The sequence below is a fragment of the Salinarimonas chemoclinalis genome, from assembly GCF_041514305.1.
Classification (GTDB): domain Bacteria; phylum Pseudomonadota; class Alphaproteobacteria; order Rhizobiales; family Beijerinckiaceae; genus Salinarimonas; species Salinarimonas chemoclinalis.
The window spans coordinates 43,537-67,477 of record NZ_JBGMWH010000006.1; the positions used below are offsets into that span (position 1 = coordinate 43,537).

Below are 23,941 nucleotides of genomic sequence, written 5' to 3' on the forward strand. Positions count from 1 at the left end.
GGCGATGCTCCTCGTCGTCGTCGCCTTCCTCGTGCTGCTCGTCATGGGCATGCCGGTCGCCTTCGCGATCGGCATCTCGGGGGCGCTCTTCTTCGTCCAGAACCCCGATCTGCCCTTCACCATCCCCGTCCAGGTGACGGTGTCGCAGACGCAGAACTTCGCGCTCCTCGCGGTGCCGCTGTTCATCCTGGCCGGCAACTTCCTCAACCGGTCGGGGCTGACGCGCCGGCTCGTCGACCTCGCCTCGGTGCTGACGGGGCGCATGCGCGGCGGGCTCGCGCAGATCTCGGTGACGCTGTCGGCCCTGATGGGCGGCGTCTCGGGATCGGCCATCGCGGACGCGGCGATGCAGGCGCGCATGCTCGGCCCGGAGATGACGAAGCGCGGCATGAGCCGCGGCTTCGCGGCCGGCGTGCTCTCCTTCAGCGCGATCCTCACCCCGATCGTGCCGCCGGGAATCGGCATGATCCTCTACGGCACGATCGGCAACGTCTCGATCGGCCGGCTGTTCGCGGCGGGGATCGTGCCGGCGATCCTGCTGTGGATCGCGCTCGGCCTCGCCGTCTGGGCGACGGCGACGGCGCGCGGCTACCCGCCCGAGCGCACCACCCGCCCGACCCTTCGGGAGGCGGGGACCGCGCTGAAGGCGGGCATCTGGGCGCTGCTCTTCCCGGTCTTCCTGCTGCTCGGCCTCAGAATGGGCGTGTTCACGCCCTCCGAGATCGGCGCCTTCGCGGTGCTCTACGCCATCGTCGTCGGGGTCGCGATCTATCGCGAATTGCGCTTTCGCGGCTTCGTCGAGGCGCTGGAGACGAGCCTGTCGGACGTCGGCGCGGTCATGCTGCTGATCGCGCTCTCGGCGATCTTCTCCTACGGCATCGTGCTCGAGCAGATCCCCGCCGCCGTCTCCTCGGCGGTGACCGGCGTCGCGGGGAACCTCGAGGTCGCGATGATCCTCATCGTGCTGTGCGTCATCGCCATCGGGTTCTTCGTCGACGCGACGGTGCTGATCATCATCCTCACGCCGATCCTGCTGCCGACGATCCGCGCGCTGGGCGGGGACCCCGTGCATTTCGGCATCGTCTTCATCGTCGCGGCGACGATCGGCAACTTCACCCCGCCGGTGGGCGCGGCGATGTACGCCGTATGCACGATCCTGAAGACCCCGATCGGGGAGTACACGCGCGAATCGATCGGCCTGCTCGCGGCCGTCGCGGCGGTCGCCCTCGCGCTCGTGTTCCTGCCGGGGCTGGTGCTGTTCCTGCCGAACCTGCTGTTCGGGTGATCGCGCGCGGCGCGGCCGGGGTCGAGCGGTCGAAGCGGTGCCGTCACGCGGCGATCGTCTCGATCCGGGCGACGACCTCGTCGAGAGGTAGATCGACCTCGATCACGTCCGACGCGATCGCCCGCAGGCGTGGTTCGAATGCGCGCGCATTCTCGGCGATACGCTGGCGCTCGTGCGCGGTCTTTCCGTAGAGACCGCCCGATCGCGCCCGCACGCGATCCAGGAGGAGAGGCAGCGGCGCCGTCAGCAGGACGACGCGGTCGAACAATCGAACGAACGCGCCCATATTCGACGCGCAACCGGCGACGAAGAGCGGTGCATCGCGCTCCGCCGCGAGCAGACCGGCGAGCTTCGCCTCGTTCCAGAGCCAATCGTAGCCGGCTCTCGCGCCGGTCGGATCGCCCTCGCAGGGCACCCACTCCGACCAGCCGTCGGCGTCCAGATCGATCGCCGACCGGCCCCGCGCCACCAGCGCAGCGACGACAGCGGACTTGCCGGTCCCGGACATGCCGGTGATCAGGATGGATCTTCCCATTGCGACGGTGACCTCCGTCGAGCCGGAACGTTCAGCGGAGCTTCGCCGGCCGATGCGGCGATTCGAAGGAATCGCTCGGGCGGTCAGCCCGCCTCAACCGGCCGCCTTCTCGCCCGTGAAGCTCAGCATCCAGGGCGTGCCGTAACTGTCGGTGAACATCGCGAAGCGCTCGGCCCAGAAGGTCTCGCCGGGCGGCATCGCGACCTCCCGCGCATCGGCGCCCAGAGCGTCGAAGACGCGGTCGAACTCGGCCCGCGACGTCGTTTCGATGTGCACCCGGAAGCCCTGCGGCGTCCGGTACCAGTCTGCGGGCGCGTCCGAGGCCATGATCGTCGCGGATCCGAGCCGCAGGCTCATGTTCATGACGAGGTCGTCCCCGCCGGGCATGCGGCTCTGCGGATCGGGTGCGTCGGCGTTTCGGAACACGCCCTCGATGCGGCCGCCGAGCACGTCCGCGTAGCGGCGCATGGCGGGCAGGCAGTCGCCGTCGAAGAAGAGGTAGATCGTCGGTTCCATGGTCAGGGTCCTTCCGGTGGAGCGTCGGGTGCGGCTCGGCCCGCCTCGGGGTCGTCGGCGCGGAACCAGAAATGGCGCACGCAGCGGCCGTCGACCGGCAGGTCCTCGAACGTGTCGAGGCCGTCGAAATAGTCGATCCTCAAGTCGGCGACCGCCTCGGGCGGCGCGAGCCGGACGTTGACCGCCGTGCGCCGCCGGCCGTCCGCGCCTGGGCGCCGCTCCCGCCAGGCGAGCACGCAGGCGCAGGTCGGGCAGAAGCGGAACTCGAGATGTGGATCGGTCCGCTCCGCGCGGGTGTAGACGGCGCTCTCGCCGGAGAGACGGATGCGCTCGTTCTCGAAGTCGTAGGCCCACAGCACGCCCCAGCGTCGGCAGAGCGTGCAGTTGCACACGGTGATCGTGCCGGGATCGCCCTCGAGCTCCCATCCGGTCGCTCGGCAGTGGCATGTTCCGATCAGCATGACGCACGCCCCTCCGGCTCGCCGCCCGTCCGCGAATATACCGGTGTCACGGTCCCACGATCATCTCGAAACCGCCGAAGATCATCCGCGATCCGTCGAACGGCATCGGGTTCGTCTCCGGTGCCATGCGCGCGTCGCCGAACACCTTCTGCATCCCCGCGTCGCGCGTGGCCTTGTCGGGCCAGGTGATCCACGAGAACACCACGGTCTCGTCGTCCTTGCGCAGGACGGCGGTGTGGAGCGAGTTGATCCTGCCCTCCGGCACGTCGTCGCCCCAGCATTCGACCAGCGAGAGCGCGCCGTGGTCCTTGAACACGATCGCGGCGGCCTCCGCGTGTGCGCGGTAGGCCTCCCGGTTGGCGGTGGGCACGGCGGCCACGAAACCGTCGACGTACATCAGCGATCATCCCTTCGGGCGCGATAGGCCGCCTCGAGGGCGGCGATGTCGATCTTGACCATCCGCTGCATGGCGGCGAAGGCGCGCTCGGCCGCGGCGCGGTCGTCGCTCGCGAGCATCTCGGGCAGGCGGCGCGGGACGATCTGCCAGGAGACGCCCCAGCGATCCGTCAGCCAGCCGCAGGCCACCGCCGCCCCGCCGTTCGCGGTGAGCGCGTCCCAGAGCCGGTCGGTCTCGGCCTGATCGGCGGTCGAAACGCCGATCGACGCCGCGTGCGTCCGCTCGGCACCGGGCGGCGCGTTCAGGATCATCATCGGCGCGCCCGCCAGCGTGAACTCGACGACGAGGGGCTTTCCGTCCCGCTCGACCACGCGCCCGATGCGGCTGTCCGGGAGGAGGGAGACGTAGAAGGCCGCCGCCTCGTGGCCGTCGCCGCCGAACCACCAGCAGGTGCGAACCTTCGATTCCGGAAGCGACATGGCGTGTCCCGCGGTTTCGATCCTCGATATAGGTTGATATCAACTCTTCAAGTGGGAGTCCAGCGGTTTCGGCCGATGCGCGGCCTCTCGCGTCCCGGCACGGAAGGCGCCCCTTCCGCTCGCGAGGGACACTCTGTAGAGATACGGATGCCGCATCGTCCGCCGGCGCCCGGACCCGCCGTGACCCCGACCGCATCGCCAACGCCGCTCGTGCCGCTCCCCGTCGCCCTCGCGCGCTGGCTCGACGGCGTGCGTCCCGTGGCGGCGATCGTCTGCGCTCCCGCCGACGCGGTCGGTGCGGCGCTGGCGCAGGACGTCTTCGCGCCGGCGGACGTGCCGGCGGCGGCGCGCGCGCGGCGGGCGGGTTTCGCCGTCGCGGCGGCGGACACGATCGGCGCCTCGCCCTATGCCCCCGGCGTCTGCGCGACGCCGCCGGCCCGGATCGCGGCGGGCGCGCCGCTGCCGCCGGGCAGCGACGCGGTCCTGCCCGAGGGGGCGCTCTCGCAGGGGCCGATCGCCGAGTTCCTGGCCGAGGTCGCGCCCGGTACCGACGTGCGGCGCGCCGGCGACGACGCACGGGCGGGCGCGCCGATCCTGCGCGCCGGGCATCGCCTGCGGGCGAGCGACGCCTCGGTTCTCGCGGCCCTCGGGGTCGCGACGGTGGCCGTCCGCCGGCCGCGGATACGGCTCGACGGCGTGGCGAGGCTGGCGCCGCTCGTCACGGCGCTCGGCGGCGAGGTCGCGGAAGGCGAGGCCGATCTCGTGCTCGTGCGCGGCGGGGACGCTCACGGGGGAGGCGGCCCGGTCGTCGCCGACGGGCTCGCGCTGCGCCCGGGCGAGACCGCGCGCCTCGCGCGGGACGCGCGGGGCGCGCTCGTCCTCCATCTCCCCGCGCTGGAGAGCGACGCGCTCGGCGCAGCGCTGGCGCTCGTCCCCGAAGCGCTCGCCGCGCTGGCCGACGGCGCGCCGCCCGCGGGGATCCCGATACGGCTCGCCGCGCCGGTGACCTCCACCGTCGGCCTCGCGGAGATCGTCCTGCTGGCGCGGGAGGGCGACGGCCGCTTCGTCCCGCTCGCCGCCGGCGATCTCGGGCTCGCGGCATTCGCGCGCGCCGACTTCTGGGCGCTGGTGCCTCCCGATGCGGAAGGCTATGCCGACGGCGCGATCCTCGACGCCCGGCCGCTGCCATGACCGACACGCCCGCCGCCCCGCACGACCCGAGCCGTTCCCAGGAGCAGTTCCTCACCGTGCGATCGCGCGAGGAGGCCGCCGCCCGCTTCGCCCGGGCGCTGGCCCCCGCGCCGCTGCGGCGCGACGCGGTCGCGCTCGCGGATGCGCTCGGCCTGCCGCTGGCCGCGGACGTGGGGGCCCCGGTCGACGCGCCCCCCTTCGACCGCTCCGGCGTCGACGGCTTCGCGGTGCGCGCGGCCGATCTCGCGGGCGCCTCCGAGGCCGCGCCGGTGCGGCTCCTGCTCAATGCCGAGACCATCGCCTGCGGCGTCGCGCCCGCGATCGCGGTGACGTCCGGCCGCGCGACGCCGATCGCCACCGGCGGGCCGATCCCCCGCGGGGCGGACGCCGTCGTGATGATCGAGCACACCCGCCCGCTCGACGGGCCCGACGGCCCGGCCGTCGCGGTGCGGCGCGCCGCGAACCCGGGCCAGTTCGTCGCCTTCGCCGGCTCCGACATCGCGCGCGGCGAGATGCTGCTGCGGGCGGGCACCGTCGTCGGCGCGCGCGAGATCGGCATGCTGGCCGCGGTCGGCATCGCGCGCGTCCCGGTGTTCGCCAGGCCGCGCGTGGCGGTGCTCTCGACGGGCGACGAACTCGTCGCGCCTGGAGAGGCGCTTGGGCCGGCGCGGATCTACGACGCGAACGGCCCGGTGATCGCCGCCGCGATCGCCGAATGCGGCTGCACGCCCGTGCCCTGGGGGATCGTGCCGGACGATCCGTCCGCGCTGGAGGCGGCCCTGCGCCGGGCGCACGCGGAGTGCGACGCGGTCGTCCTGTCCGGCGGAACCTCGAAGGGCGCGGGCGACCTCACCTACCGCGCCGTTGCGGGGCTCGGCGCGCCGGGGATCGTCGCCCACGGCGTGGCGTTGAAGCCCGGTAAGCCCCTGTGCCTGGCGGTGTGCGACGGCAAGGCGGTGGTGGTGCTGCCCGGTTTCCCGACGTCCGCGATGTTCACCTTCCACGACATGATCGCGCCCGTCCTGCGCATTCTCGCCGGGCTCCCCACCCGCGCGGAGGCGCGCGTGCGCGCTCGCGTGCCGGTGCGCATCGCCTCGGAGCTCGGCCGCACCGAGTACGTGATGAGCGCGCTGGTCGCGGGGGAGGGGGGCCTCGTCGCCTATCCCACGGGCAAGGGCTCCGGCTCGGTGACCACCTTCGCGCAGGCGGACGGATTCCTCACCATCGAAGCCCTGGCGGACGCGCTCCCCGCCGGTGCCGAGGTCGACGTGCGGCTGCTGACGTCGCAGGTGAGCGTGCCCGATCTCGTGATCGCGGGAAGCCATTGCACCGGCCTCGACGCGGTGATCGCGCGGCTGCCGGGCGTGACGGCGCGGGTGATCGCGGTGGGCAGCCTGGGCGGGCTCGCGGCGGCGAACCGCGGGGAATGCGATCTCGCGCCGATCCACCTGCTCGATCCGAAGAATGGGGCCTACAACGCGCCCTTCCTGACCGACGGGCTCGCGCTCGTCCCCGGCTGGCGACGCATGCAGGGCGTCGTCTTCCGAAAGGGCGACGATCGTTTCGAGGGCCGGGACGCCCGTGAGGCCGTGGCGGCGGCGAAGACCGATCCCGCCTGCCTGATGGTGGGCCGCAACCAGGGTGCCGGGACGCGCATCCTGCTGGACGGGCTCCTCGCGGGCGCGCGGCCGGACGGATACTGGAACCAGCCGCGATCCCACAACGCGGTCGCCGCCGCGGTCGCGCAGGGGCGCGCCGATTGGGGCCTCGCCATCGCCCCCGTGGCGGAGGCCTACGGGCTCGGCTTCCTGCCGCTGGCGGAAGAGCACTACGATTTCGCCCTCGTCGCCGCGCGACGCGCACGACCGGGCGTCGCGGCCTTCCTCGCGGCGCTCGCCGCGCCGGAGACGCACGCTGCGCTCCGCGCGCTCGGTTTCACCCCCGCTCCGAGGAGCTGACAGGTCCATGCGCGTTCTCGTCGTCGCTTTCACGCTGATCCTCGCCGCGGGCGCCGCATCCGCCGAGATGCGCGGCCACGGCGGACCGGTGCGTGCGCTCGCCGTCGCGCCGGCGGGCGACATCGCCGTGTCGGGCTCCTTCGACAACCGCGCCATCGTCTGGGATCTCGAGCGCGAGGCGGCGGGGCAGGTGCTGCGTCACCACGACGGCGCGGTGAACGCGGTCGCGTTCCTGCCCGACGGCGGGATCGCCACCGGCGGTGGCGACGGGCGGATCGCCTTCTGGCGCGTCGGCGTGGCCGATCCCGTGCGGGTCGAGACCGCACACGCGGCGCCGGTCGCCGGGTTCACGGTCTCGCCCGACGGCGGGACCCTCGCCTCCGCCGGCTGGGACGGCGCGGTACGCCTCACGCCGCTGACGGACGGCACGGCGCGGGTCCTCACGGGCCACGGCGGGCAGGTGAACGCCGTGGCCTTCGCGCCCGACGGCACCCTCGTCAGCGCCGGCTACGACGCGACCTTGCGGATCTGGCCGAACGACGGCGGCCCGGCGCGGGTCGTCCAATCGCCGACGCCGCTCAACGCCCTCGCGATCGCGCCCGACGGCACGATCGCCACCGGCGGCGCCGACGGCGTCGTGCGGCTCGTCTCACCCGCGGGCGAGACGGGGGCCGAGATCGCGACGCAGCCCCTGCCGATCATCGCACTGGCGCTGTCGCCCGACGGCACGCGGCTCGCGGCGGCGACGATCCGCGGCTCGGTCGCGATCGTCGACGTGGCGTCGCGGGCCGTGATGTTCACCCTCGTCGGCCCGGGTCTGCCGGTGTGGTCCACCGCCTTCGCGCCGGACGGCGCGACGCTCTACACCGGCGGCGGCGACGCGATGGTACGCGCCTGGGACGCGCGCACCGGCGAGCCGCTCGGCGGGCCGATCCTGTCGGGCGGCGAGGACCCGCTCGCGCGCTTCGCCGGCTCGCGGGGAGCGGAGGTGTTCCGCGCCTGTGCCGCCTGCCACACCCTCTCGGAGGACGAGGGCGAGCGCGCCGGGCCGACGCTGGCGGGGATCTTCGGGCGGCGCATCGGCACGGCCGAGGGCTACGACTACTCGCCGGCGCTCGTCGAGATGAACATCGTCTGGACGCCGGAGACCGTCGCCGCGCTGTTCGAGCACGGCCCCGCCGCCTACACGCCCGGCTCGAAGATGCCCGAGCAGCGCATCCTCGCGGCCGAGGACAGGCAGGCGTTGGTCGACTTCCTGGCGGAAGTCACGCGCTGAGCGGCGCGCGCCGTTGCGGGCGGGGGCGGGAACACACTAGATCAGGTCCACGACACACGAGTTCCGGAGGCACGCCCGTGACGACGAGAGAACAGGTCCTGCAGGCGCTCGCCGCCGTCCGGCTTCCCGCGAGCGGGGGGAGCCTCGTCGCGTCCGGGCGCCTCTCGGACGTCGTCGTCGAGGGCGGGCGGGTGATGTTCTCGATCGCGATCGACGCCACCGAGGCGCAAGCCATGGAGGGCGTGCGCAAGGCGGCCGAAGACGCCGCGCGCGCCGTCGCCGGCGACGCGACGGTGCTCGCGACGCTGACCGCCGATCGCCCCGTTCCGAAGGGCCCCTCCTCGACGCCGCCCGCCCGCGCGGGCGTCCAGCCCGGGCGCCCCGCGAGCCCGCCGCAGCCGAAGGCGCAAGGGATCCCGGGCGTGAAGCACGTCATCGCGGTCGCCTCCGGCAAGGGCGGTGTGGGCAAGTCCACGACGGCCTGCAACCTCGCGCTCGGCCTGCGCGCGATGGGGCTCTCGGTCGGCATCCTGGACGCCGACATCTACGGCCCCTCGATGCCCAAGCTCTTCGGCCTGCACGGCAAGCCGCGGGTGCTCTCGGGGCGCATCCTCGAGCCGCTCGACGGCTACGGGGTCAAGGTGATGTCGATCGGCTTCATGGTCGAGGAAGAGACGCCGATGATCTGGCGCGGGCCGATGGTGATGTCGGCCATCACCCAGATGCTGCGCGAGGTCGCGTGGGGCGAGCTCGACGTGCTCGTCGTCGACATGCCGCCCGGCACCGGCGACGCGCAGCTGACCATGGCGCAGGCGACGCCACTCGCGGGCGCCGTCATCGTCTCGACGCCGCAGGACCTCGCCTTGATCGACGCCCGGCGCGGGGTGGCGATGTTCCAGCGCACGCAGATCCCGATCCTCGGCATCGTCGAGAACATGGCGACCTTCGTCTGCCCGCATTGCGGGGAGACATCGCACATCTTCGGCCACGGCGGCGCGGCGGCGGAGGCGACGAAGCTCGGCGTGCCGTTCCTCGGCGAGGTGCCGCTCAACATGACGATCCGCGAGACCTCGGACGCCGGCCGCCCGGTCACGGCGCTCGACCCCGACGGGGCGCACGGGAGGGTCTATCGCGGGATCGCGGAGAAGGTGTGGGGGGCGTTGTCGGGTGGACGCGCGAGGGTTGCGCCGAAGATCGTTTGGGAGTGATCGGGCCGGAGGCGTTGTGGCGGAGCTGCGTCGCGGGGTCTTCAAAGGGCAGTGCCGAAGGTTGCAGATCTCGAACCCTTGTGCGAAATGTCGGCGCAATTGGGGATCGCCGACATGGCCGTGACACAATCCGCTCTGCTGCTGCGCCGTCGCAGAGACGCGTGGATCGAATTCCTCGCATTCGTCGACAAGCATCGCCAGGACCACTGGATATTCCGTGGTGTCGCCGATGCCACGAAACATCGCCTCGTGCCGAAGGTCGGTCGGGAGCCCGGCGTCTACGCGGTCGAGAAGGAACTCGCGATATTTCGAAACTTCAAGCGCCGAGCGCACCAGTTCGTCGGCGTCTCCGTGCTGACGGACTGGGATGTGCTCGCGCTCGGGCAGCACCACGGACTGCCGACGCGTCTTCTCGACTGGACGACGAATCCGCTCGTGGGCGCGTATTTCGCGGTCACGAGCCACCCGAGAGATACGACCGCACGCGTGTTCGCGGCTCAAGCCCCTCGCCTCGTCGACCTCTCGTCCGAGCCCGATCCGTTCGGCGTGTCCCGAGTTCGCACGTTCGTTCCACCGGCGGTCACTCCGCGAATCGTGGCGCAGCGGGGCCTTTTCACCGTGCACCCGCATCCGACGATGGCTTGGCAACGGCGTCCTACGGCTTCCTTGCGCATCGATCATTTCGACATCGACGCCGCGTTCAGGCAATATTTCGAGCGCAAGCTGTTCCAGCTGGCGGTCGAGTCGAGCGCGATCGAGGCGGACCTCGACGGTATCGGCGGGACCCTCGATTGGCAGTTCGCCGACGGGGTTGCGGTCGGCGCATTCAACTATTGAGGTGACGCACATGTCGCTCAAGGCCGCAAAACATAGACACACCAAGGTCGAGGCGATCCTCGACGCGGCCGAGACCTATCGAATCGCAAGCACGCCGGAATGGCGCAAGCTGGCCGAGTTGTCGGAGGAAACGGTTCTCGACGGCATTCGCGCCAATCCGGATTCGATCATCATCGATGGTGATCGCTTCAGCGGCATCATGAACGTCTACGTCGTTCTGAGGGTCTTCGGCGACGATCCGTTCGAAGAGACCGATGCATTTCCGGCGCGTTTCGAAGGCCATTTCGAAGGTGCGCAGGCGGTGATAGACGAGGCCGACGTGAGCGTACGCTCGTTCTATATCGGGAGCGGCATCGAGCCTCCATGACACCTGACGCCGACCACCCCCACCGCATCACCCCCGACCCCTCCGACCCCCGCCTCACCCGCAAGGTGACCGGCATCGACGAAGCCGGGCGGCCGGTCGAGACCGCCGTCACCGTCGAGCGGGGGCTGACGCTGTATCTGAACGCGCAGGAGATCGTCACGATGATGACGATCGGGGACTATCCCGAGTACCTGGCGATCGGCTACCTGCTCAATCAGAACATGCTCAAGCCCGACGACGTCGTCACCGGCGTCGACTACGACGAGGATCTCGAGGTCGTCGTGGTGCGGACCGAGCGCGAGACGAATTTCGAGGACAAGCTGAAGAAGCGCACCCAGACCTCCGGCTGCGCCCAGGGCACCGCCTTCGGGGACCTGATGGAGGCGCTCGACGAGATCGTGCTGCCCGAGGCGCCCCTGCGCACCTCCTGGCTCTACCGCCTCACCCACGCCGTCAACACGACGCCCTCGCTCTACCTGGAAGCGGGGGCGATCCACGGCTGCGTGCTCGCGCGGGCGGACGAGCCGCTGGTCTACATGGAGGACGTCGGGCGCCACAACGCCGTCGACAAGATCGCGGGCTGGATGTACCGCCACGGCGAGAGCGGCGCCGACAAGATCTTCTACACGACGGGCCGCCTCACCTCGGAGATGGTGATCAAGACCGTGCGCATGGGCATCCCGATCCTCGTCTCGCGCTCGGGATTCACTGCCTGGGGCGTCGAGCTGGCGCGGCGCACGGGGCTCACCCTGATCGGGCGCGCGCGCGGCAAGCGCTTCGTGGCGCTGGCCGGCGAGGAGCGGATCGTGTTCGACCAGGACCTCGCCTACGTCGCGGACGAGAGCGCGAAGTCTCGCCGCAAGGGGTCGAAGGAGGGAGCCGGCGGTGACGACTGAGATGCATCCCGCCACCCTCGCCCCGACCCTCGGCGTCCTCCTCGCCGGCGGGCTCGCGCGGCGCATGGGCGGCGGCGACAAGCCGCTGCGGACGATCGGCGGGCGCACCATCCTCGATCGTGCCATCGAGCGGCTGGCCGCGCAATGCGACGGGCTCGTGCTCAACGCCAACGGCGATCCGGCGCGGTTCGCCGAGACCGGCCTGCCGGTGGTGGCGGACACCGTCGAGGGCTTCGCCGGGCCGCTCGCGGGCGTGCTCGCCGGGCTCGACTGGGCGGCGGCGAACCGGCCGGAGATCGCCTTCGTGGCGACGCTCGCCGCCGACACGCCCTTCGTCCCGCACGATTTCGTCGCGCGCCTCCACGCCGCGCGCGCCGAGGCCGGCACGCCGCTCGCATGCGCCGAGAGCGGCGGGCGCACGCACCCGACGAATGCGCTCTGGCGGGTCGACCTGCGCGAGGATCTGCGCCGGGCGCTCGTCGTCGAGGACATGCGCAAGATCGACCGCTGGACCGCCCGCCACGGCATCGCGCACGCCTCCTGGCCGGCGGAGCCGATCGACCCGTTCTTCAACGCCAACACGCCGGAGGACATCGCCGAGGCGGAGCGGCTCCTGGCGGGCGCCGGGTAGGCCGGAAGCGTTCCGGATCGGGGTGCGACGTCTTGAAAGCGGTGCCGTTTCGCGGCATGGATGGAGGATCGAAACCGCCCGGGAGGACACCCCGATGAAAGCCTTCCTCGCCTCTCTCGTCGTGGCCCTCGTCGTCGCCGTCGGCGCGGCCTGGCTGCTCGAGACGACGTATCAGTCCACCGCCGCGGACGCGTACGCCACCAACGGCGCGCGTGTCGGCGATCCGGGCCACAATCTCGTCGGTACGGACTGGTACTCCTCCCGCAGCTGAGGCGGCTCAGGCGAGCGCGGACCAGGGCAGGAACGCCACCGTCTCGCCCGGCGCGACGCGCGTCACGTCCTCGGCGAGCTCGACGAGCCCGCTCGTCTGCGTCAGCGACGTGATCACCCCCGCGCCCTCGCGCGGGTGCTTGCGGGCGACGAGGCCGCCCGCCGCGTCCGGCGCGAGTGTGCAACGCACGTACTCGCGCCGCCCCGCCTTCTTCGCGTAGGCGAAGCCGGCGCGCACGGGGAAGGCGGTCGGCGGCCGCCAGGCCTCCCCCGACAGCCGCGCGATCAGCGGGCGCGCCAGCATCGCGAAGGTCACGAGCACCGCGGCCGGGTTGCCCGGCAGGCCGATGAAGGCCTTGCCCTTCAACACCCCGAGCGCCACCGGCCGGCCCGGCTTGATGCCGACCCGCCAGAAGGTCAGCGCGCCGGCCGCCTCCACCGCCGCCTTGACGTGGTCCTCCTCGCCGGTGGAGACGCCCCCCGACGTGATCAGCATGTCGACGTCCTGCGCCGCCGCGGCGAGCGCGGTGGAGACCGCCTCGCGCCGGTCCGGCAGGATGCCGAGGTCGCGCGCGTCGCAGCCGGCGCGGCGCGCCAGCGCGAGGAGCATGAAGCGGTTGGCGTCGTAGAGCCGCGCCGGCCCGAGCGGCTCGCCCGGTGCGACGAGCTCGTCACCGGTGGAGAACACACCGACGCGCAACGGGGCGCGCACCGCCACGTCGGCGATGCCGAGCCCGGCGAGGAGCGCGAGGCCGCGCGGGCCGATGCGATGGCCGGCCGGCAGCGCGAGGGCGCCCGCCTCGATGTCCTCGCCGGCGGGCCGCGCGTTGGCGCCGCGTTTCAAGCCCGCGGGGAGGACGACGTCGCCCTCCTCGCGCACGGCGTCCTCCTGCATGAACACCGTGTCGAAGCCGTCCGGCATCGCCGCGCCGGTGAAGATGCGCAGCGCCGTACCCTGCGGCCCGCCCACGCCGGGCGCCGCGCCGGCGGGCAGGCGGCCCGCGACCGGGAGCCGCGTCTCGCCGCCCCGCGCGAGGTCGGCGTGGGCGACGGCGTATCCGTCCACCGCCGCGTTGAAGAAGGGCGGCAGCGGGATCGGGGCGCTCACGTCGTCGGCGAGCACCCGCCCGTCCGCCTCGGCGAGCGCCACCCGCTCGACGCGGGTCACGGGCGCGAGCCGTGCCGCGATGAGCGCGCGCGCCTCGTCGACCCGCATCAGCGCGCCGCCGAAGGCGAAGCAATCGTCGGAGAGCTGGGCCATCGGTCTCGTTCCTTCAGGCGCGCGCCGGCTTCAGCCGGGCGGGCGGGGCCGCCCTCGCGAGGTCTGCGACGAGGGCGTCGCGGTCGACCGCCTCGCGAAGCGCGATCTCGGCGATGGCGTCGATGTCGTCGAGCGGCACGACGGGGACGGGTGCGTCCGGCAGGGCGACGTCGCTCGCGATCGCCCGCACCGCGGGCGCCCGCCCGTGGAGAGGCGGCTTGCCGTTCGCCGCCCGGAAGATCTCGATCTTGGGGTGCCCCCAGGCCTTGAAGCCCTCGACGATGACGAGATCGACCGGCGTGAGCCGCGCGAGCAGGGCGCCGAGCGGTGGCTCCTCCTCGTTCGGCGCGTACTCGCGCATCAAGGCGAAGCGCCGGCCCGACGCGACGAGCACTTCCCGCGCCCCCGCGGTGCGGTGCGTGTGGCTGTCCTTGCCAGGATGGTCGACGTCGAAGGCGTGGTGGGCGTGCTTCACCGTCGACACCTCGACGCCGCGTGCGACGAGGGCCGGGATGAGCTTGGCGAGAAGCGTCGTCTTGCCCGCGCCGCTCCAGCCGGCGAGCCCGATCACGCGCATGGGACCCTTCACGAGATGCGTCGCGTCCGCGACGATGAACAGGGGACGGTTCTAGAGCATCCGCCCGCGAAGGGGAATCCGGTTGGTGGGCGGGGCGATGTTCCGGCGCGGGGGCTGGAGCACCGGGGCCCGCCCTCTCCATAGAGGGTCAAGACCCGGCCGTGGCCGCGCCGCGGCGCGCCTCGAGCCGCCGGGCGATCTCCCACGCGAGCGCGCCGGCGATCGTGATCGCGATCATCACCAGTGCCAGGGCGTTGACCGCGGGGGTCAGGCCCGTGCGGACCTTGGTGGCGATGTAGACGGTCAGCGGCGTCTCGAAGCCGCGCACGAACAGGGTCGTGTTGTAGTTCTCGACGCTCTGGAGCGTCGCGAGCAGCGCCGCCGCGAGGAGCGCCGGCTTGAGGAAGGGCAGCAGCACGCGGCGGAAGACCATGAGCTTCGTCGCGCCGAGCCCCAGCGCGGCCTCTTCCAGCGTGCGGTCGAAGCGCTGCAGGCGCGCGGCCACCATCAGCATCACGTAGGCCGAGATGAAGCTCGCCTGGGCGAGCACGATCAGCAGGAGCCCGCCGCCGACCCCGATCTGGCGCCAGAGCACGAGCGTCGCGATGCCGATGACGACGCCCGGCGTCAGCAGGGGGGAGACCATCAGCGCGTAGAGCACCGAGCGCGCCCGCGCGTGCAGGCTCGTCAGCACGAGCGCGGCGGCCGTGCCGACCGGCACGGCGATGGCGACGACGCCGAGCGCGACGAGGGCCGAGGTCCACAGCGCCCGCCACATGGCGGCGTCGTCGGCCATCTGCGCGAACCAGTCGGTCGTCGTCCCGAGCCAGGGCGTCACGGTGGGAAAGCGGCTCGTGTTGAAGGCGGCCGCGCTCATCACCACGAGGGGCGCGAACAGGTAGACGAAGAAGGCGAGGACGTAGATCCAGAACAGGATCTCGGGGATCGCGGCGACCGCGCGCGCGGAGAGCGGCGTGGGCGCCGGGGTGGCGGGGGGCGGGAGGGTGACGGCGCTCGTCATCGGGCGAACTCCCTCACTTCGCGACGTCGGTGAGCGAGACGCGGAACAGGCGCAGCGTCAACAGCACCACGGCGAGGCACAAGACGAGCAGCACGAGCGCGTAGGCCGCGCCGCGGTTCCAGTCCCCGCCCTCGAAGAACCAGTTGTAGATGATCTGCGTGAACCAGCGGCTCCCCGGCGCGCCGAGCAGCGCCGGCGCCACGTAGCTCCCCGCCGCCAGCATGAAGGTGAAGACGCAGCCCGTGGCGATGCCCGCCTTGGCGTGGGGGATGACGATGCGCGTGTGGATGCGCCAGGTCGAGGCACCGAGATCCCGCGCCGCCTCGACCTGCGCCTTCTCCAGGCTCTCGATCGAGTTGTAGATCGGGAAGAGCATGAACAGGATGTAGGCGTAGACCATGCCGACCAGCACGCCGCCGTCCCCGTACCAGCGCATCGGCTCGTCGAGGATGCCGAGGTTCAGGAGGAGCGCGTTGAGCGGCCCACGGAAGGCGAACAGGATGTACCAGGCCAGCGTGCGCAGCACCTCGTTGATCCAGAAGGGGATGATCAGCGCCAGCATCACGAGCGAGGCCGCCGAGGGCGACGCCGTCTGCGCCAGCCAGTAGGCGAGGGGATAGCAGACGACGAAGGTCGCGAGCATCACGAGCGCGCTCGCCCAGACGGTCTTGAGGAAGATGTCCCGGTGCACCGGCTCGTTCGCGAGATAGGCGAGGTTGTCGAGCGAGTAGACGTCGAGCGGGCCGCCGACGTCGGCGGGCAGGAGGTTGGGGCGCAGCGCGAAGTCGATCATCATCAGGTTCGGCGCGAGCACGAGCCCCGCGAGCCAGAACCCGACGAGCAGCACGAAGAACCCCGTCAGCCCTGCGCCGAAGCGTGCGGTCAGCGCGCCCATCTCACGCCTCCCCGGGCGCCGTGCCGAGCGCGACGGCGTCGCGGGGCGCGAAGGCGAAGCGCACATCCTCTCCCGGCGCCGGAGCGGCGCCGAGCGCGGTGGAGGGCAGCGCGGCCAGAACCGGCGCGCCGTCCGCAGCGACGGCGTGCAGCAGCCCGAAGGCGCCCTCGAAATCGAGCCGCTCGACCCGCGCGCCGAGCGCGCTCGGCGCGTCCGCGGCGGCGATGCCGAGCGCCTCGGGCCGGACGTAGAGCGTCGCGGGGCACCCTTGCTCGACGCCCGCGCCGGCGCGCGCCGAGAGCCGGCCGTGGGCGGTGTCGAGGGCGGCGATGCCGTCGGCGACGTGCGCCACCCTCCCGGCGATCGCGTTCGTCTCGCCGACGAAGCGGGCGACGAAGGGCGTCGCCGGGTCCTCGTAGAGCGTGCGCGGCGCCGCCACCTGCTGGAGGACGCCCGCGCTCATCACCGCGACGCGGTCCGACATGGCGAGCGCCTCGGACTGGTCGTGGGTGATGTAGAGGAAGGTGACGCCGGTGCGCTTCTGGATCGCGCGCAGCTCCGCGCGCATGTGCTGGCGCAACTTGAGATCGAGTGCCGAGAGCGGCTCGTCGAGCAGCAGCACCTGCGGCTCGACGGCGAGCGCGCGGGCGATGGCGACGCGCTGCTTCTGGCCGCCGGAGAGCTCGGCGATCTTGCGATCGCCGTACCCGGGGAGCGCGATGAGCTCGAGCAGCTCCTCGGCGCGGCGCCGGCGCTCGGCCTTGGGCACGCCCCGGGCTTCCAGCCCGAAGGCGATGTTCTCCCACACCGGCATCAGCGGGAAGAGCGCGAGCGATTGGAAGATCATCGCGGTCGGGCGCTGGTTCGGCCCGAGGCCGCCCATGTCGCGATCGCCGATGAGCACGCGCCCCATGCTCGGCGCGAGGAACCCCGCGACCATGCGCAGGATCGTCGTCTTGCCGCAGCCCGAGGGCCCGAGGATCGAGAAGAACTCCCCGGGCTCGACGGTGAAGGAGACGTCGTCGACCGCCTTCGTCGCGCCGAAGGCCATGGTGATGCGCTCGAGTGCGACGGAGTGGGACATGACGTGTCTCGTGGCTTGCACGTCACGCGAGAGCGTGGCGCAACGTGTCGTGTCCCTCCCTGTAGGGGAGGGGAATGCCGGCAAAGCCGGCTAGGGGTGGGGTGCGTCGGGCGCCCCACCCCGGCTTCCGCTTCGCGGAACACGCCTCCGGCGTGCCCCATCCGTCACCGGCTTCGCCGGCGCCACCTTCCCCTACTGGGAAGGACCGGCGGATCACGCCGACAGGAAGCGGTCCTGGTACTCGTTGCGCTTGGCGACGAACCAGCTCTCCTGGATCGGCCACCACCAGAGCTTGTCGAGCGCGTCGCCCGGATAGGCCGCGGCGAAGAAGGCCTTGGCCTCGTCCGAGAGGAGCGCGTCCGCGCCGGCCGCGGTCGAGTTGATCGAGGTGGCGTTCGAGTACATGGCGCCGGCTTCCGGCGTCAGCATCCAGTTGATGAAGGCGTAGGCCTCGTCGACGTTGGCGGCCTGCGAGGGGATGGAGAGACCCTCCATCCAGGCGAGCGCGCCTTCCTTCGGGGCGATGTAGCCGATCGGCAGGCCCTCGCGGGCGAGGCCGGCGGCGGTCGAGTCCCAGGTCTGGCCGATGGCCGCGCCGTTGACGCGGAACGCTCCTTGAGCCTCGTTCTCGTTCGACCAGAACTGCGCGACGTTGCCCTTGCGCGCGATCGCCTCGGCGAGGATGACGTCGTAGACCTCGACCATCGCCTCCTCCGAGCCGAAGGCCTCGCGCATCGGGCGCGGCAGCCGGCCCTCGCCCTCGAGCCACAGGCCGATCCCGACGAGCGCGGAATGGCCGCGCACGGTCGCCTTGCCCTCCATCTCCGGCTTCCAGATGTCGCCGTAGGAGGCGGAGCCGTACTCGAGCGGCGCCTGCTCGCGGTCGAAGGAGAGCGCCTCGGTGCCCCAGTCGGACGGGACCTGGTAGCGCTCGCCGTCGACGACGGCGCCCATGTTCTCCGAGCCGGAGACGGCGGAGGCGATGACGCGGTCCCACATCACCTTGCTCTCGTCGATGGGCTGGACGAGCCCGAACTCGACGTAGTTCGGCACGCGGTCGACCGTCGGCCAGATCACGTCGAAGCCCGCGCCGTTCGAGGCGCGCATCTGATTGAGGAGCTCGTCGTTGGTGCCGTAGGGCGTGAAGACCGGGCGGATGCCGGTGTCGGCCTCGAACTTGGCGAGCATCTCGTCGGTGACGTAGCCGGCCCAGGCGAAGATGTTGACGGTGCCGGACTGGGCGAAGGCGCGACGCGAGACGAAGGGCGCGGCGAGGCCGAGCGCGGCGGCGCCGGTCAGCAGCGTGCGCCGGGTCGGGCGGGTGGTGGCGAAGGACATGGTGGTTTCCTCCCGAAAGGGCTTGGACCCGGACGGGTCCCGGAGAGAGGAAACCGGCTAAGCTCCGTTTGCAACACCTCAATGACCGTTTCCACGGATTCCGGTGCGGCAACGCGTACACGGGGGACCTTCGGCCCGCGGCGGCGAACGTTCCCGCGCTCCCGCGCGTTGGCCGGATACCGACCGCCGCACCGAGCCTCCGGAGATCTCCTCGACATGGAAGACGCGCACGACTGCGCCATCGTCGGCGGCGGCATCGGCGGGCTCACGGCCGCGGTCTATCTCGCCCGCTTCCGGCGGACGATCGCGCTCCTCGACGGCGCGAATTCCCGCGCACGCTGGATCCCGCGCTCGCGCAACCATCCGGCCTTCCCCGGCGGCGTCGGCGGCGACGAGCTCCTGAGCCGGCTTCGCGATCAGCTCGCGGACCACGGCGTCCGCCCCGTCGTCGACCGCGTCGAGGCGATCGCGCGCGAGCCGCACGGTGTCTTTCTCCTGCGGCGCGCCTCGGGCGCCGAGACCCGCGCGCGCACCCTCGTCCTCGCCACCGGCGTGTCCGACATCGAGCCGCCGATCGCGGACGCCTTCGAGGCCGTGAAGGCGGGGCTCGTGCGCCATTGCCCGATCTGCGACGCCTACGAGATGATCGACAAGCGCCTCGCGGTGCTCGGCCGCGGCGACCATTGCGTCGGCGAGGCGCTGTTCCTGCGCGGCTACACGCCCGACATCGTCGCGCTCACCAACGGCGCGGCGCTGGCCTGCGGGGAGGGCGGTCGCGCGCGCCTCGAGGCCGCCGGCATCCGCCTCGTGGAGGTGCCGATCGCCGCCGTCCTGCGGGAGGCGGACGAAACCGGCGTCGTGGTGCGGCTCGCGGACGGCGCCGAGATCCGCGTCGACGCGCTCTACTCGGCGATGGGCATGCGCCCGCATTCCGGCCTCGCCGCCGACCTCGGTGTCGCGCTGGCCGAGGACGGCCGCATCCCCGCCGACCCGCACCAGCGGACGGGGATCGACGGCGTATGGGCCGTCGGCGACGTGGTGACGGGCCTGAACCAGCTCGGCGTCGCCATGGCCCAGGGCGAGATCGCGGCGACCGACGTGCACAATCGCCTGCGCCGCGAGGAATGGTGAGACGCCCCGGGGCCCGCCCCCGCCGCCGCTCAGGTCCTGCGGCGGTAGAGCGCGCGCCGGGTCGCCACGGCGTCGACCCGGTCGTCGAGGAGCGCGCGGGCGCATTGTGCCGGCGTGTCGATGATCGGCTCCTCGTGCACGTTGAAGCTCGTGTTGATCAGCGCCGGGAGCCCCGTGCGCGCCTTCCAGGCGGCGAGTATGTCCCAGTAGGTCGGGTTGAGCGCGCGCCGGATCACCTGCGGGCGCGCCGTGCCGTCGACGTGGGTCACGCCGGCCAGCCGCTCGCGCCAGTCCGCACGCACGCGGCACGTCACGGTCATGAACTCGGCCGCGTAGCGCGCGCCGGCCGGCAGGTCGAAGATCGTGTCCGCGTCCTCCTCCGCGCAGAAGGGCGCGAAGGGCATGAACTCGGAGCGCTCCATGCGGGCGTTGAGCGTCTGGTTGACGCTCGGGTCGTCGGGCGCCGCGAGCACCGAGCGCGCGCCGAGCGCGCGGGGGCCGAACTCCATGCGCCCCGCGTAGAGCGCCACCGCCTCGCGTCTTTCGAGGGCGTCGACGCTCGCGCCGATCGGATCGTCCGACACCCGCGCGAGGCCGGGCTCGGCCGCGAGATGCGCGTCGACGACGGCGTCGAAGTCGCGCCCGAGATAGACGCTCTCGAGCCGCGCCCGGCTCGCGAGCCAGCGGGGCAGGCCGTCGCGCTCGAGCAGGTAGGACAGCGCCCCGCCCGGCGGCAGGCCCTGGTCGCTCATCGCGGGATAGACGAACAGCCGGTCGATCCCCGCCTCCTCGACGAGGCGCTGGTTGAGCTTGACGTTGGCGAAGAGCCCGCCGGCGACGCCGAGGTTGCGGCTTCGGCGCCGCTCCAGCAACCGGCGCACGGCGGCGAGCGTCGTCTCCTCGGCGAGGTCCTGCACCGACGCCGAGACGTCCTCGCGCGAGACGCCCTCGGCCATTGCGAAGATCGCCCGGCGCATGGCCCTGGTGGAGGGAAAGTCGGAGAGGATCTCGCCGGTCTCGGGGTCGACCCGGAAGTGCCCCCGCAGCCTATCGCGCAGCACCGGTTCGCCCCAGGCGGCGAGCCCCGTCAGCTTGCCCTCGTGGCGCTGGATCTTGTAGCCCAGCGCCTCCGTCGCGTAGCCGTAGGCCAGCGCGACCGAATCGACGCGGGGCGCCTTCAGAACCCACTCGTCGCCGCCGTAGAGCGTCTCGAGCGCGCCGTCGCGGAAGGAGCGGATCGAGTAGCACACGCCGTCGCCCCCGCCGTCCGACGTGTAGAGGAGGGCGTCCTCCCAATCGGGGTTGTGGAACAGGCACGGCAGCGCGTGCGCGAGGTGATGGTTGTAGACGTGGAGCCGGGTGTCGGGCCGCAGGCCGAGTTCCGCCATCAGCGCCGCGGCGTCGAGGAGGCGCGCCGCGTCGAGCGTGCGGGCCGTGTGCAGCTCGCTCTTGAGCACCGCCCCGCGCTCGCGCCCGGCGAGCCGGTCGAGCAGGATCTGCGCACGCCGGCGCAGGCCGTGGAGATCGTGCCCGAAGCGCATCAGCCGCGCGGGCATGTGCCCGCGCGCGAGGCACAGCACGTCGACGTCGCGCGCGCCGACGCCCCCGATCGTCAGCGCCTCGGCGACGGCCTCGTGCGGCAGGCGCCGCCCGTCCGACTTCACGCGGGTGACGCGCTCGAGCGGAACGGCGGCGAGCGTGCGGTAATCGTCGTGCAGGCTCACCGCGGCGTCGTGGGAGGTCGACGAGATCGAGAGGATGAGGGCCATCGGGAAGCGGTCTTCGACGCGGCGGGGCGCGGGGGGCGCCCCTCGGAACGGGGCTCCTCGCTAGCACAGCCGCGCCGCGGGGCAAACGCGGGACGCGGCGGAGGGACGCGCAACGGCCGCGCTTGCGCCGGCGCGCGATCTCGTCGAGACAGGGCGCGATCGCGAGCGCGAGGGCGAGGCCGAGAGGAGAGGCGCGGATGCCGGACGAATCGATCGCCGAGGCGCCGGGGCGCGTCTCCTGGACGCGGGGCGTGCGCCGCGGGCTCGCCTGCCGCTGCCCGGCCTGCGGCGAGGGGCGCGCGTTCCGCGGCTTCCTGAAGGTGGCGGACGTCTGCGACGCCTGCGGGCAGGAGCTCCACCACCACCGCGCCGACGACCTGCCGCCCTACGTGACGATCTTCATCGTCGGCCACATCGTCGGCTACGGGATCCTGCTCACGGAGACCAACCTCGACTGGCCCCTGTGGCTGACGCTCGCGGTTTGGCCGGCCTTGACGCTTTCGATGACGCTCGCCTTGATGCAGCCGGTCAAGGGCGCCGTCGTCGGCCTGCAATACGCGCTCGGCATGCATGGATTCGGTGCGGGCGGGGAAAGGACGGGGTGAGGTGCGGGATACGGGGCGAGAGACCGGGGCAACGATCGGGGGCGAGACCGGGACGGCGCTGGCGGAGCGCCTGACGCAGGCCGAGCGCGAGCAGACGTGGGCGAACCAGCGCCCGCGCGACGCCGCCACCCTGATCGTCATCGACGGATCGGGCCGCGTGCCCCGGCTGCTGATGGGGCGCCGTCACGACGGCCACAAGTTCATGCCGGGCAAGTTCGTGTTCCCCGGCGGGCGCATCGAGCCGGGCGACCGGCGCATGGTCGCCGCCGGCATGCTCGACGACCGAACGGACGCCGCCCTCTCGGCGCGGGTGACGCGGCCCTCCTCGGGCAGGAACCGCGCGCTGGCGCTCGCCGCCATCCGCGAGACCTGGGAGGAGACCGGGCTCATGCTCGGCTCGAAGGACTACGGCCCGCCCGACCTCGAGATCGAGGGGTCGTGGGCGGACTTCGTGCGCGAGGGCGTCTATCCCGAGCTCGACGCGCTGCGGTTCATCGCCCGCGCCATCACCCCGCCGCGGCGGCCCAAGCGCTTCGACACGCGCTTCTTCGCCGTCGATCGCGCCGCGATCTGCCACGAGGTCGAGGGCGTCGTGGGGGAGAGTTCCGAACTCGTCGAGCTCGTGTGGGTCTCCCTCGACGAGGCGCGCAGGCTCGACCTGCCGACCGTCACCACCGTCGTGCTCGACGAGCTCGCGGCGCGGGTACAGGCCGGCTTCTCGCCGATGCTGCCGGTGCCTTACTACCACATGGTCCGCGGCGTCTTCGTGCGCGAGGAGGTATGAGCGAGATCGCGCGCCCCGAGCCCGGCATCGACCGGCAGCGCGTCGCCTCGATCGCCGCCGCGATCGGCTGCATCAGCGCGGTCGGCGTCGGCCTGTCGCTGTCGATCCCGCTGCTCTCGCTCGAGATGGAGCGCATGGGCGTCTCGGGCATCGGCATCGGGGCGAACACGGCGATCGCCGGGCTCGCGGCGGTGATGTTCGTGCCCTTCGCGCCGCGCCTCGCGGCCCGCTTCGGGGTCTCGACGCTGCTGTGGGGCGCGGTCTTCGTCGCCGCGGCGACGATGATCGCCTTCAAGGTGTTCTTCTCCTTCGCCGCCTGGTTCCCGCTGCGCTTCGTGTTCTCGGCGGCGATCGGCTGCCTGTTCGTACTCTCCGAGTACTGGATCAACGCCGTCGCGCCGCCGGGGCGGCGCGGGCTCGTGATGGGCATCTACGCGACCGTGCTCGCGCTCGGCTTCGCCGCGGGCCCCGCCGTGCTCGCCCTCGTGGGGACGAGCGGCTGGGCGCCCTATATCGCCGGCGCGCTGCTGGTGTGCGTCGCCGCGCTGCCGCTGCTCCTCGCCCGCGGCCTCTCCCCGACCATCGGCCACGGCCCGGCGCGCTCCGTCGTCTCGATGATCCTCGTCGCCCCCATCGCGACGATCGCCGCGCTCGTGTTCGGCGCGGTGGAGACCGGCGGCTTCGCGATCCTGCCGGTCTACGGCGTCGCGCTCGGCATGAGCGCCGAGGGCGCCGCCTTCCTGGTGAGCCTCGTCGCGCTCGGCAACGTCGCGCTCCAGATCCCGATCGGCCTCCTCTCGGACCGCATGGATCGGCGCCTCGTGCTGCTCGCCGCCGCGCTGGTCGGCGTCGCGGGCTCCCTCGCGATGCCGTTCGTCGCCGAGACGCCGGTCGTGTTCTGGGCCGTGCTCTTCGTCTGGGGCGGCGTCGTCGGCGCGCTCTACACGGTGGGGCTCGCGCATCTGGGCGCGCGCTTCTCGGGGCCCGACCTCGCCTCGGCCAACGCCGCCTTCGTCATCCTCTACAATGTCGGCATGATGGTGGGCCCTCCCGTGATCGGCGGCGGGCTCGACCTCGTGCGTCCGCACGGCTTCGCGTATGCGACGGCGCTGCTGTTCGCGGTCTATCTCGTGGTGGTCGTCTCGCGGATGGCGGCGTCCCGGCGCTGA

The 23,941-nt window shown here is 72.4% G+C and carries 25 protein-coding genes and 1 pseudogene; 14 read left to right on the top strand and 12 right to left on the bottom strand.

The features are described 5' to 3' along the window. Positions 1 to 4 precede the first annotated feature (4 nt). Positions 5 to 1,285, top strand: a complete 1,281-nt coding sequence (locus AB9M23_RS11945) for a TRAP transporter large permease (protein ID WP_372424775.1) — start codon at positions 5 to 7, stop codon at positions 1,283 to 1,285. A 43-nt stretch (positions 1,286 to 1,328) separates the two neighbouring features. On the opposite strand, the gene AB9M23_RS11950 is transcribed toward AB9M23_RS11945, so the two are convergent. From AB9M23_RS11950 to AB9M23_RS11970, 5 genes and pseudogenes are all read right to left on the bottom strand, one after another. Next, a complete protein-coding gene (locus tag AB9M23_RS11950) occupies positions 1,329 to 1,820 on the bottom strand; it encodes an AAA family ATPase (RefSeq protein WP_372424776.1) in 492 nt (163 codons plus the stop codon). Positions 1,821 to 1,913: 93 nt separating this feature from the next. Next, positions 1,914 to 2,336 (bottom strand): VOC family protein, encoded by a 423-nt coding sequence (locus tag AB9M23_RS11955; RefSeq protein WP_372424777.1) that lies wholly within the window; start codon positions 2,334 to 2,336, stop codon positions 1,914 to 1,916. 62 nt (positions 2,337 to 2,398) lie between these two features. Then, a pseudogene (locus AB9M23_RS11960) lies at positions 2,399 to 2,797 on the bottom strand (GFA family protein); the annotation flags it as partial. Between the two features lie 46 nt (positions 2,798 to 2,843). Beyond that, complete coding sequence (locus tag AB9M23_RS11965; protein WP_443726250.1) at positions 2,844 to 3,194, bottom strand: DUF1428 domain-containing protein; 351 nt, start codon at positions 3,192 to 3,194, stop codon at positions 2,844 to 2,846. Beyond that, the gene (locus AB9M23_RS11970) at positions 3,194 to 3,673 is read right to left on the bottom strand and encodes a VOC family protein (RefSeq protein WP_372424778.1); all 480 of its coding nucleotides are present in this window, start codon (positions 3,671 to 3,673) and stop codon (positions 3,194 to 3,196) included. The genes AB9M23_RS11965 and AB9M23_RS11970 overlap by 1 nt, the downstream gene beginning before the upstream one ends. Before the next feature lie 180 nt (positions 3,674 to 3,853). On the opposite strand from AB9M23_RS11970, the gene AB9M23_RS11975 reads away from it, so the two are divergent. The 9 genes from AB9M23_RS11975 to AB9M23_RS12015 all read left to right on the top strand — a co-directional run bounded on the left by AB9M23_RS11975 (position 3,854) and on the right by AB9M23_RS12015 (position 12,308). Beyond that, positions 3,854 to 4,864: a MoeA family protein gene (locus AB9M23_RS11975; protein WP_372424779.1), complete on the top strand. Its 1,011-nt coding sequence runs from the start codon at positions 3,854 to 3,856 to the stop codon at positions 4,862 to 4,864. Then, positions 4,861 to 6,822 carry a molybdopterin biosynthesis protein gene (locus AB9M23_RS11980; RefSeq protein ID WP_372424780.1) on the top strand — a complete coding sequence of 654 codons (1,962 nt, stop codon included), beginning with the start codon at positions 4,861 to 4,863 and terminating at the stop codon, positions 6,820 to 6,822. Before AB9M23_RS11975 ends, AB9M23_RS11980 begins: the two co-directional genes overlap by 4 nt. A gap of 7 nt (positions 6,823 to 6,829) precedes the next feature. Next, on the top strand, positions 6,830 to 8,098 hold the full coding sequence (locus tag AB9M23_RS11985) for a c-type cytochrome (protein WP_372424781.1): 1,269 nt from the start codon (positions 6,830 to 6,832) through the stop codon (positions 8,096 to 8,098). A gap of 77 nt (positions 8,099 to 8,175) precedes the next feature. After that, the gene (locus AB9M23_RS11990; RefSeq protein ID WP_372424782.1) at positions 8,176 to 9,306 is read left to right on the top strand and encodes an Mrp/NBP35 family ATP-binding protein; all 1,131 of its coding nucleotides are present in this window, start codon (positions 8,176 to 8,178) and stop codon (positions 9,304 to 9,306) included. Positions 9,307 to 9,393: 87 nt separating this feature from the next. After that, positions 9,394 to 10,143: an FRG domain-containing protein gene (locus AB9M23_RS11995; protein ID WP_372424783.1), complete on the top strand. Its 750-nt coding sequence runs from the start codon at positions 9,394 to 9,396 to the stop codon at positions 10,141 to 10,143. 10 nt (positions 10,144 to 10,153) lie between these two features. Next, positions 10,154 to 10,510 (top strand): hypothetical protein, encoded by a 357-nt coding sequence (locus AB9M23_RS12000; RefSeq protein ID WP_372424784.1) that lies wholly within the window; start codon positions 10,154 to 10,156, stop codon positions 10,508 to 10,510. Continuing rightward, positions 10,507 to 11,406, top strand: a complete 900-nt coding sequence (locus AB9M23_RS12005; RefSeq protein WP_372424785.1) for a formate dehydrogenase accessory sulfurtransferase FdhD — start codon at positions 10,507 to 10,509, stop codon at positions 11,404 to 11,406. The genes AB9M23_RS12000 and AB9M23_RS12005 overlap by 4 nt, the downstream gene beginning before the upstream one ends. A gap of 1 nt (position 11,407) precedes the next feature. Further along, a complete protein-coding gene (gene mobA, locus AB9M23_RS12010) occupies positions 11,408 to 12,037 on the top strand; it encodes a molybdenum cofactor guanylyltransferase MobA (RefSeq protein WP_372424934.1) in 630 nt (209 codons plus the stop codon). Positions 12,038 to 12,131: 94 nt separating this feature from the next. Next, positions 12,132 to 12,308: a hypothetical protein gene (locus AB9M23_RS12015; protein ID WP_372424786.1), complete on the top strand. Its 177-nt coding sequence runs from the start codon at positions 12,132 to 12,134 to the stop codon at positions 12,306 to 12,308. Between the two features lie 6 nt (positions 12,309 to 12,314). Here AB9M23_RS12015 and AB9M23_RS12020 read toward each other — a convergent pair whose 3' ends face one another. The 6 genes from AB9M23_RS12020 to AB9M23_RS12045 all read right to left on the bottom strand — a co-directional run bounded on the left by AB9M23_RS12020 (position 12,315) and on the right by AB9M23_RS12045 (position 18,483). Further along, positions 12,315 to 13,568, bottom strand: coding sequence for a molybdopterin molybdotransferase MoeA (locus AB9M23_RS12020; RefSeq protein ID WP_372424787.1), 1,254 nt, complete (start codon positions 13,566 to 13,568; stop codon positions 12,315 to 12,317). Positions 13,569 to 13,581: 13 nt separating this feature from the next. After that, entirely contained in the window at positions 13,582 to 14,145 is a 564-nt protein-coding gene (gene mobB / locus AB9M23_RS12025) for a molybdopterin-guanine dinucleotide biosynthesis protein B (protein ID WP_372424935.1), read from the bottom strand. 148 nt (positions 14,146 to 14,293) lie between these two features. Next, on the bottom strand, positions 14,294 to 15,166 hold the full coding sequence (locus AB9M23_RS12030) for an ABC transporter permease (protein ID WP_372424788.1): 873 nt from the start codon (positions 15,164 to 15,166) through the stop codon (positions 14,294 to 14,296). A 13-nt stretch (positions 15,167 to 15,179) separates the two neighbouring features. Next, positions 15,180 to 16,061, bottom strand: a complete 882-nt coding sequence (locus AB9M23_RS12035) for an ABC transporter permease (RefSeq protein ID WP_372424789.1) — start codon at positions 16,059 to 16,061, stop codon at positions 15,180 to 15,182. 1 nt (position 16,062) lies between these two features. Then, positions 16,063 to 17,145, bottom strand: a complete 1,083-nt coding sequence (locus AB9M23_RS12040) for an ABC transporter ATP-binding protein (RefSeq protein ID WP_372424790.1) — start codon at positions 17,143 to 17,145, stop codon at positions 16,063 to 16,065. Positions 17,146 to 17,358: 213 nt separating this feature from the next. Beyond that, entirely contained in the window at positions 17,359 to 18,483 is a 1,125-nt protein-coding gene (locus AB9M23_RS12045) for an extracellular solute-binding protein (RefSeq protein WP_372424791.1), read from the bottom strand. Positions 18,484 to 18,699: 216 nt separating this feature from the next. Here AB9M23_RS12045 and AB9M23_RS12050 point away from each other — a divergent pair, with 216 nt between their 5' ends. After that, on the top strand, positions 18,700 to 19,614 hold the full coding sequence (locus AB9M23_RS12050; RefSeq protein WP_372424792.1) for an NAD(P)/FAD-dependent oxidoreductase: 915 nt from the start codon (positions 18,700 to 18,702) through the stop codon (positions 19,612 to 19,614). Positions 19,615 to 19,643: 29 nt separating this feature from the next. On the opposite strand, the gene AB9M23_RS12055 is transcribed toward AB9M23_RS12050, so the two are convergent. Then, the gene (locus AB9M23_RS12055) at positions 19,644 to 21,383 is read right to left on the bottom strand and encodes a carbamoyltransferase C-terminal domain-containing protein (RefSeq protein ID WP_372424793.1); all 1,740 of its coding nucleotides are present in this window, start codon (positions 21,381 to 21,383) and stop codon (positions 19,644 to 19,646) included. 197 nt (positions 21,384 to 21,580) lie between these two features. On the opposite strand from AB9M23_RS12055, the gene AB9M23_RS12060 reads away from it, so the two are divergent. The 3 genes from AB9M23_RS12060 to AB9M23_RS12070 are packed head-to-tail and all read left to right on the top strand — an operon-like array spanning position 21,581 to position 23,941. After that, positions 21,581 to 21,988 carry a DUF983 domain-containing protein gene (locus AB9M23_RS12060; RefSeq protein ID WP_372424794.1) on the top strand — a complete coding sequence of 136 codons (408 nt, stop codon included), beginning with the start codon at positions 21,581 to 21,583 and terminating at the stop codon, positions 21,986 to 21,988. 1 nt (position 21,989) lies between these two features. Next, positions 21,990 to 22,772 carry an NUDIX hydrolase gene (locus AB9M23_RS12065; protein WP_372424795.1) on the top strand — a complete coding sequence of 261 codons (783 nt, stop codon included), beginning with the start codon at positions 21,990 to 21,992 and terminating at the stop codon, positions 22,770 to 22,772. Next, entirely contained in the window at positions 22,769 to 23,941 is a 1,173-nt protein-coding gene (locus tag AB9M23_RS12070; RefSeq protein WP_372424796.1) for an MFS transporter, read from the top strand. The genes AB9M23_RS12065 and AB9M23_RS12070 overlap by 4 nt, the downstream gene beginning before the upstream one ends.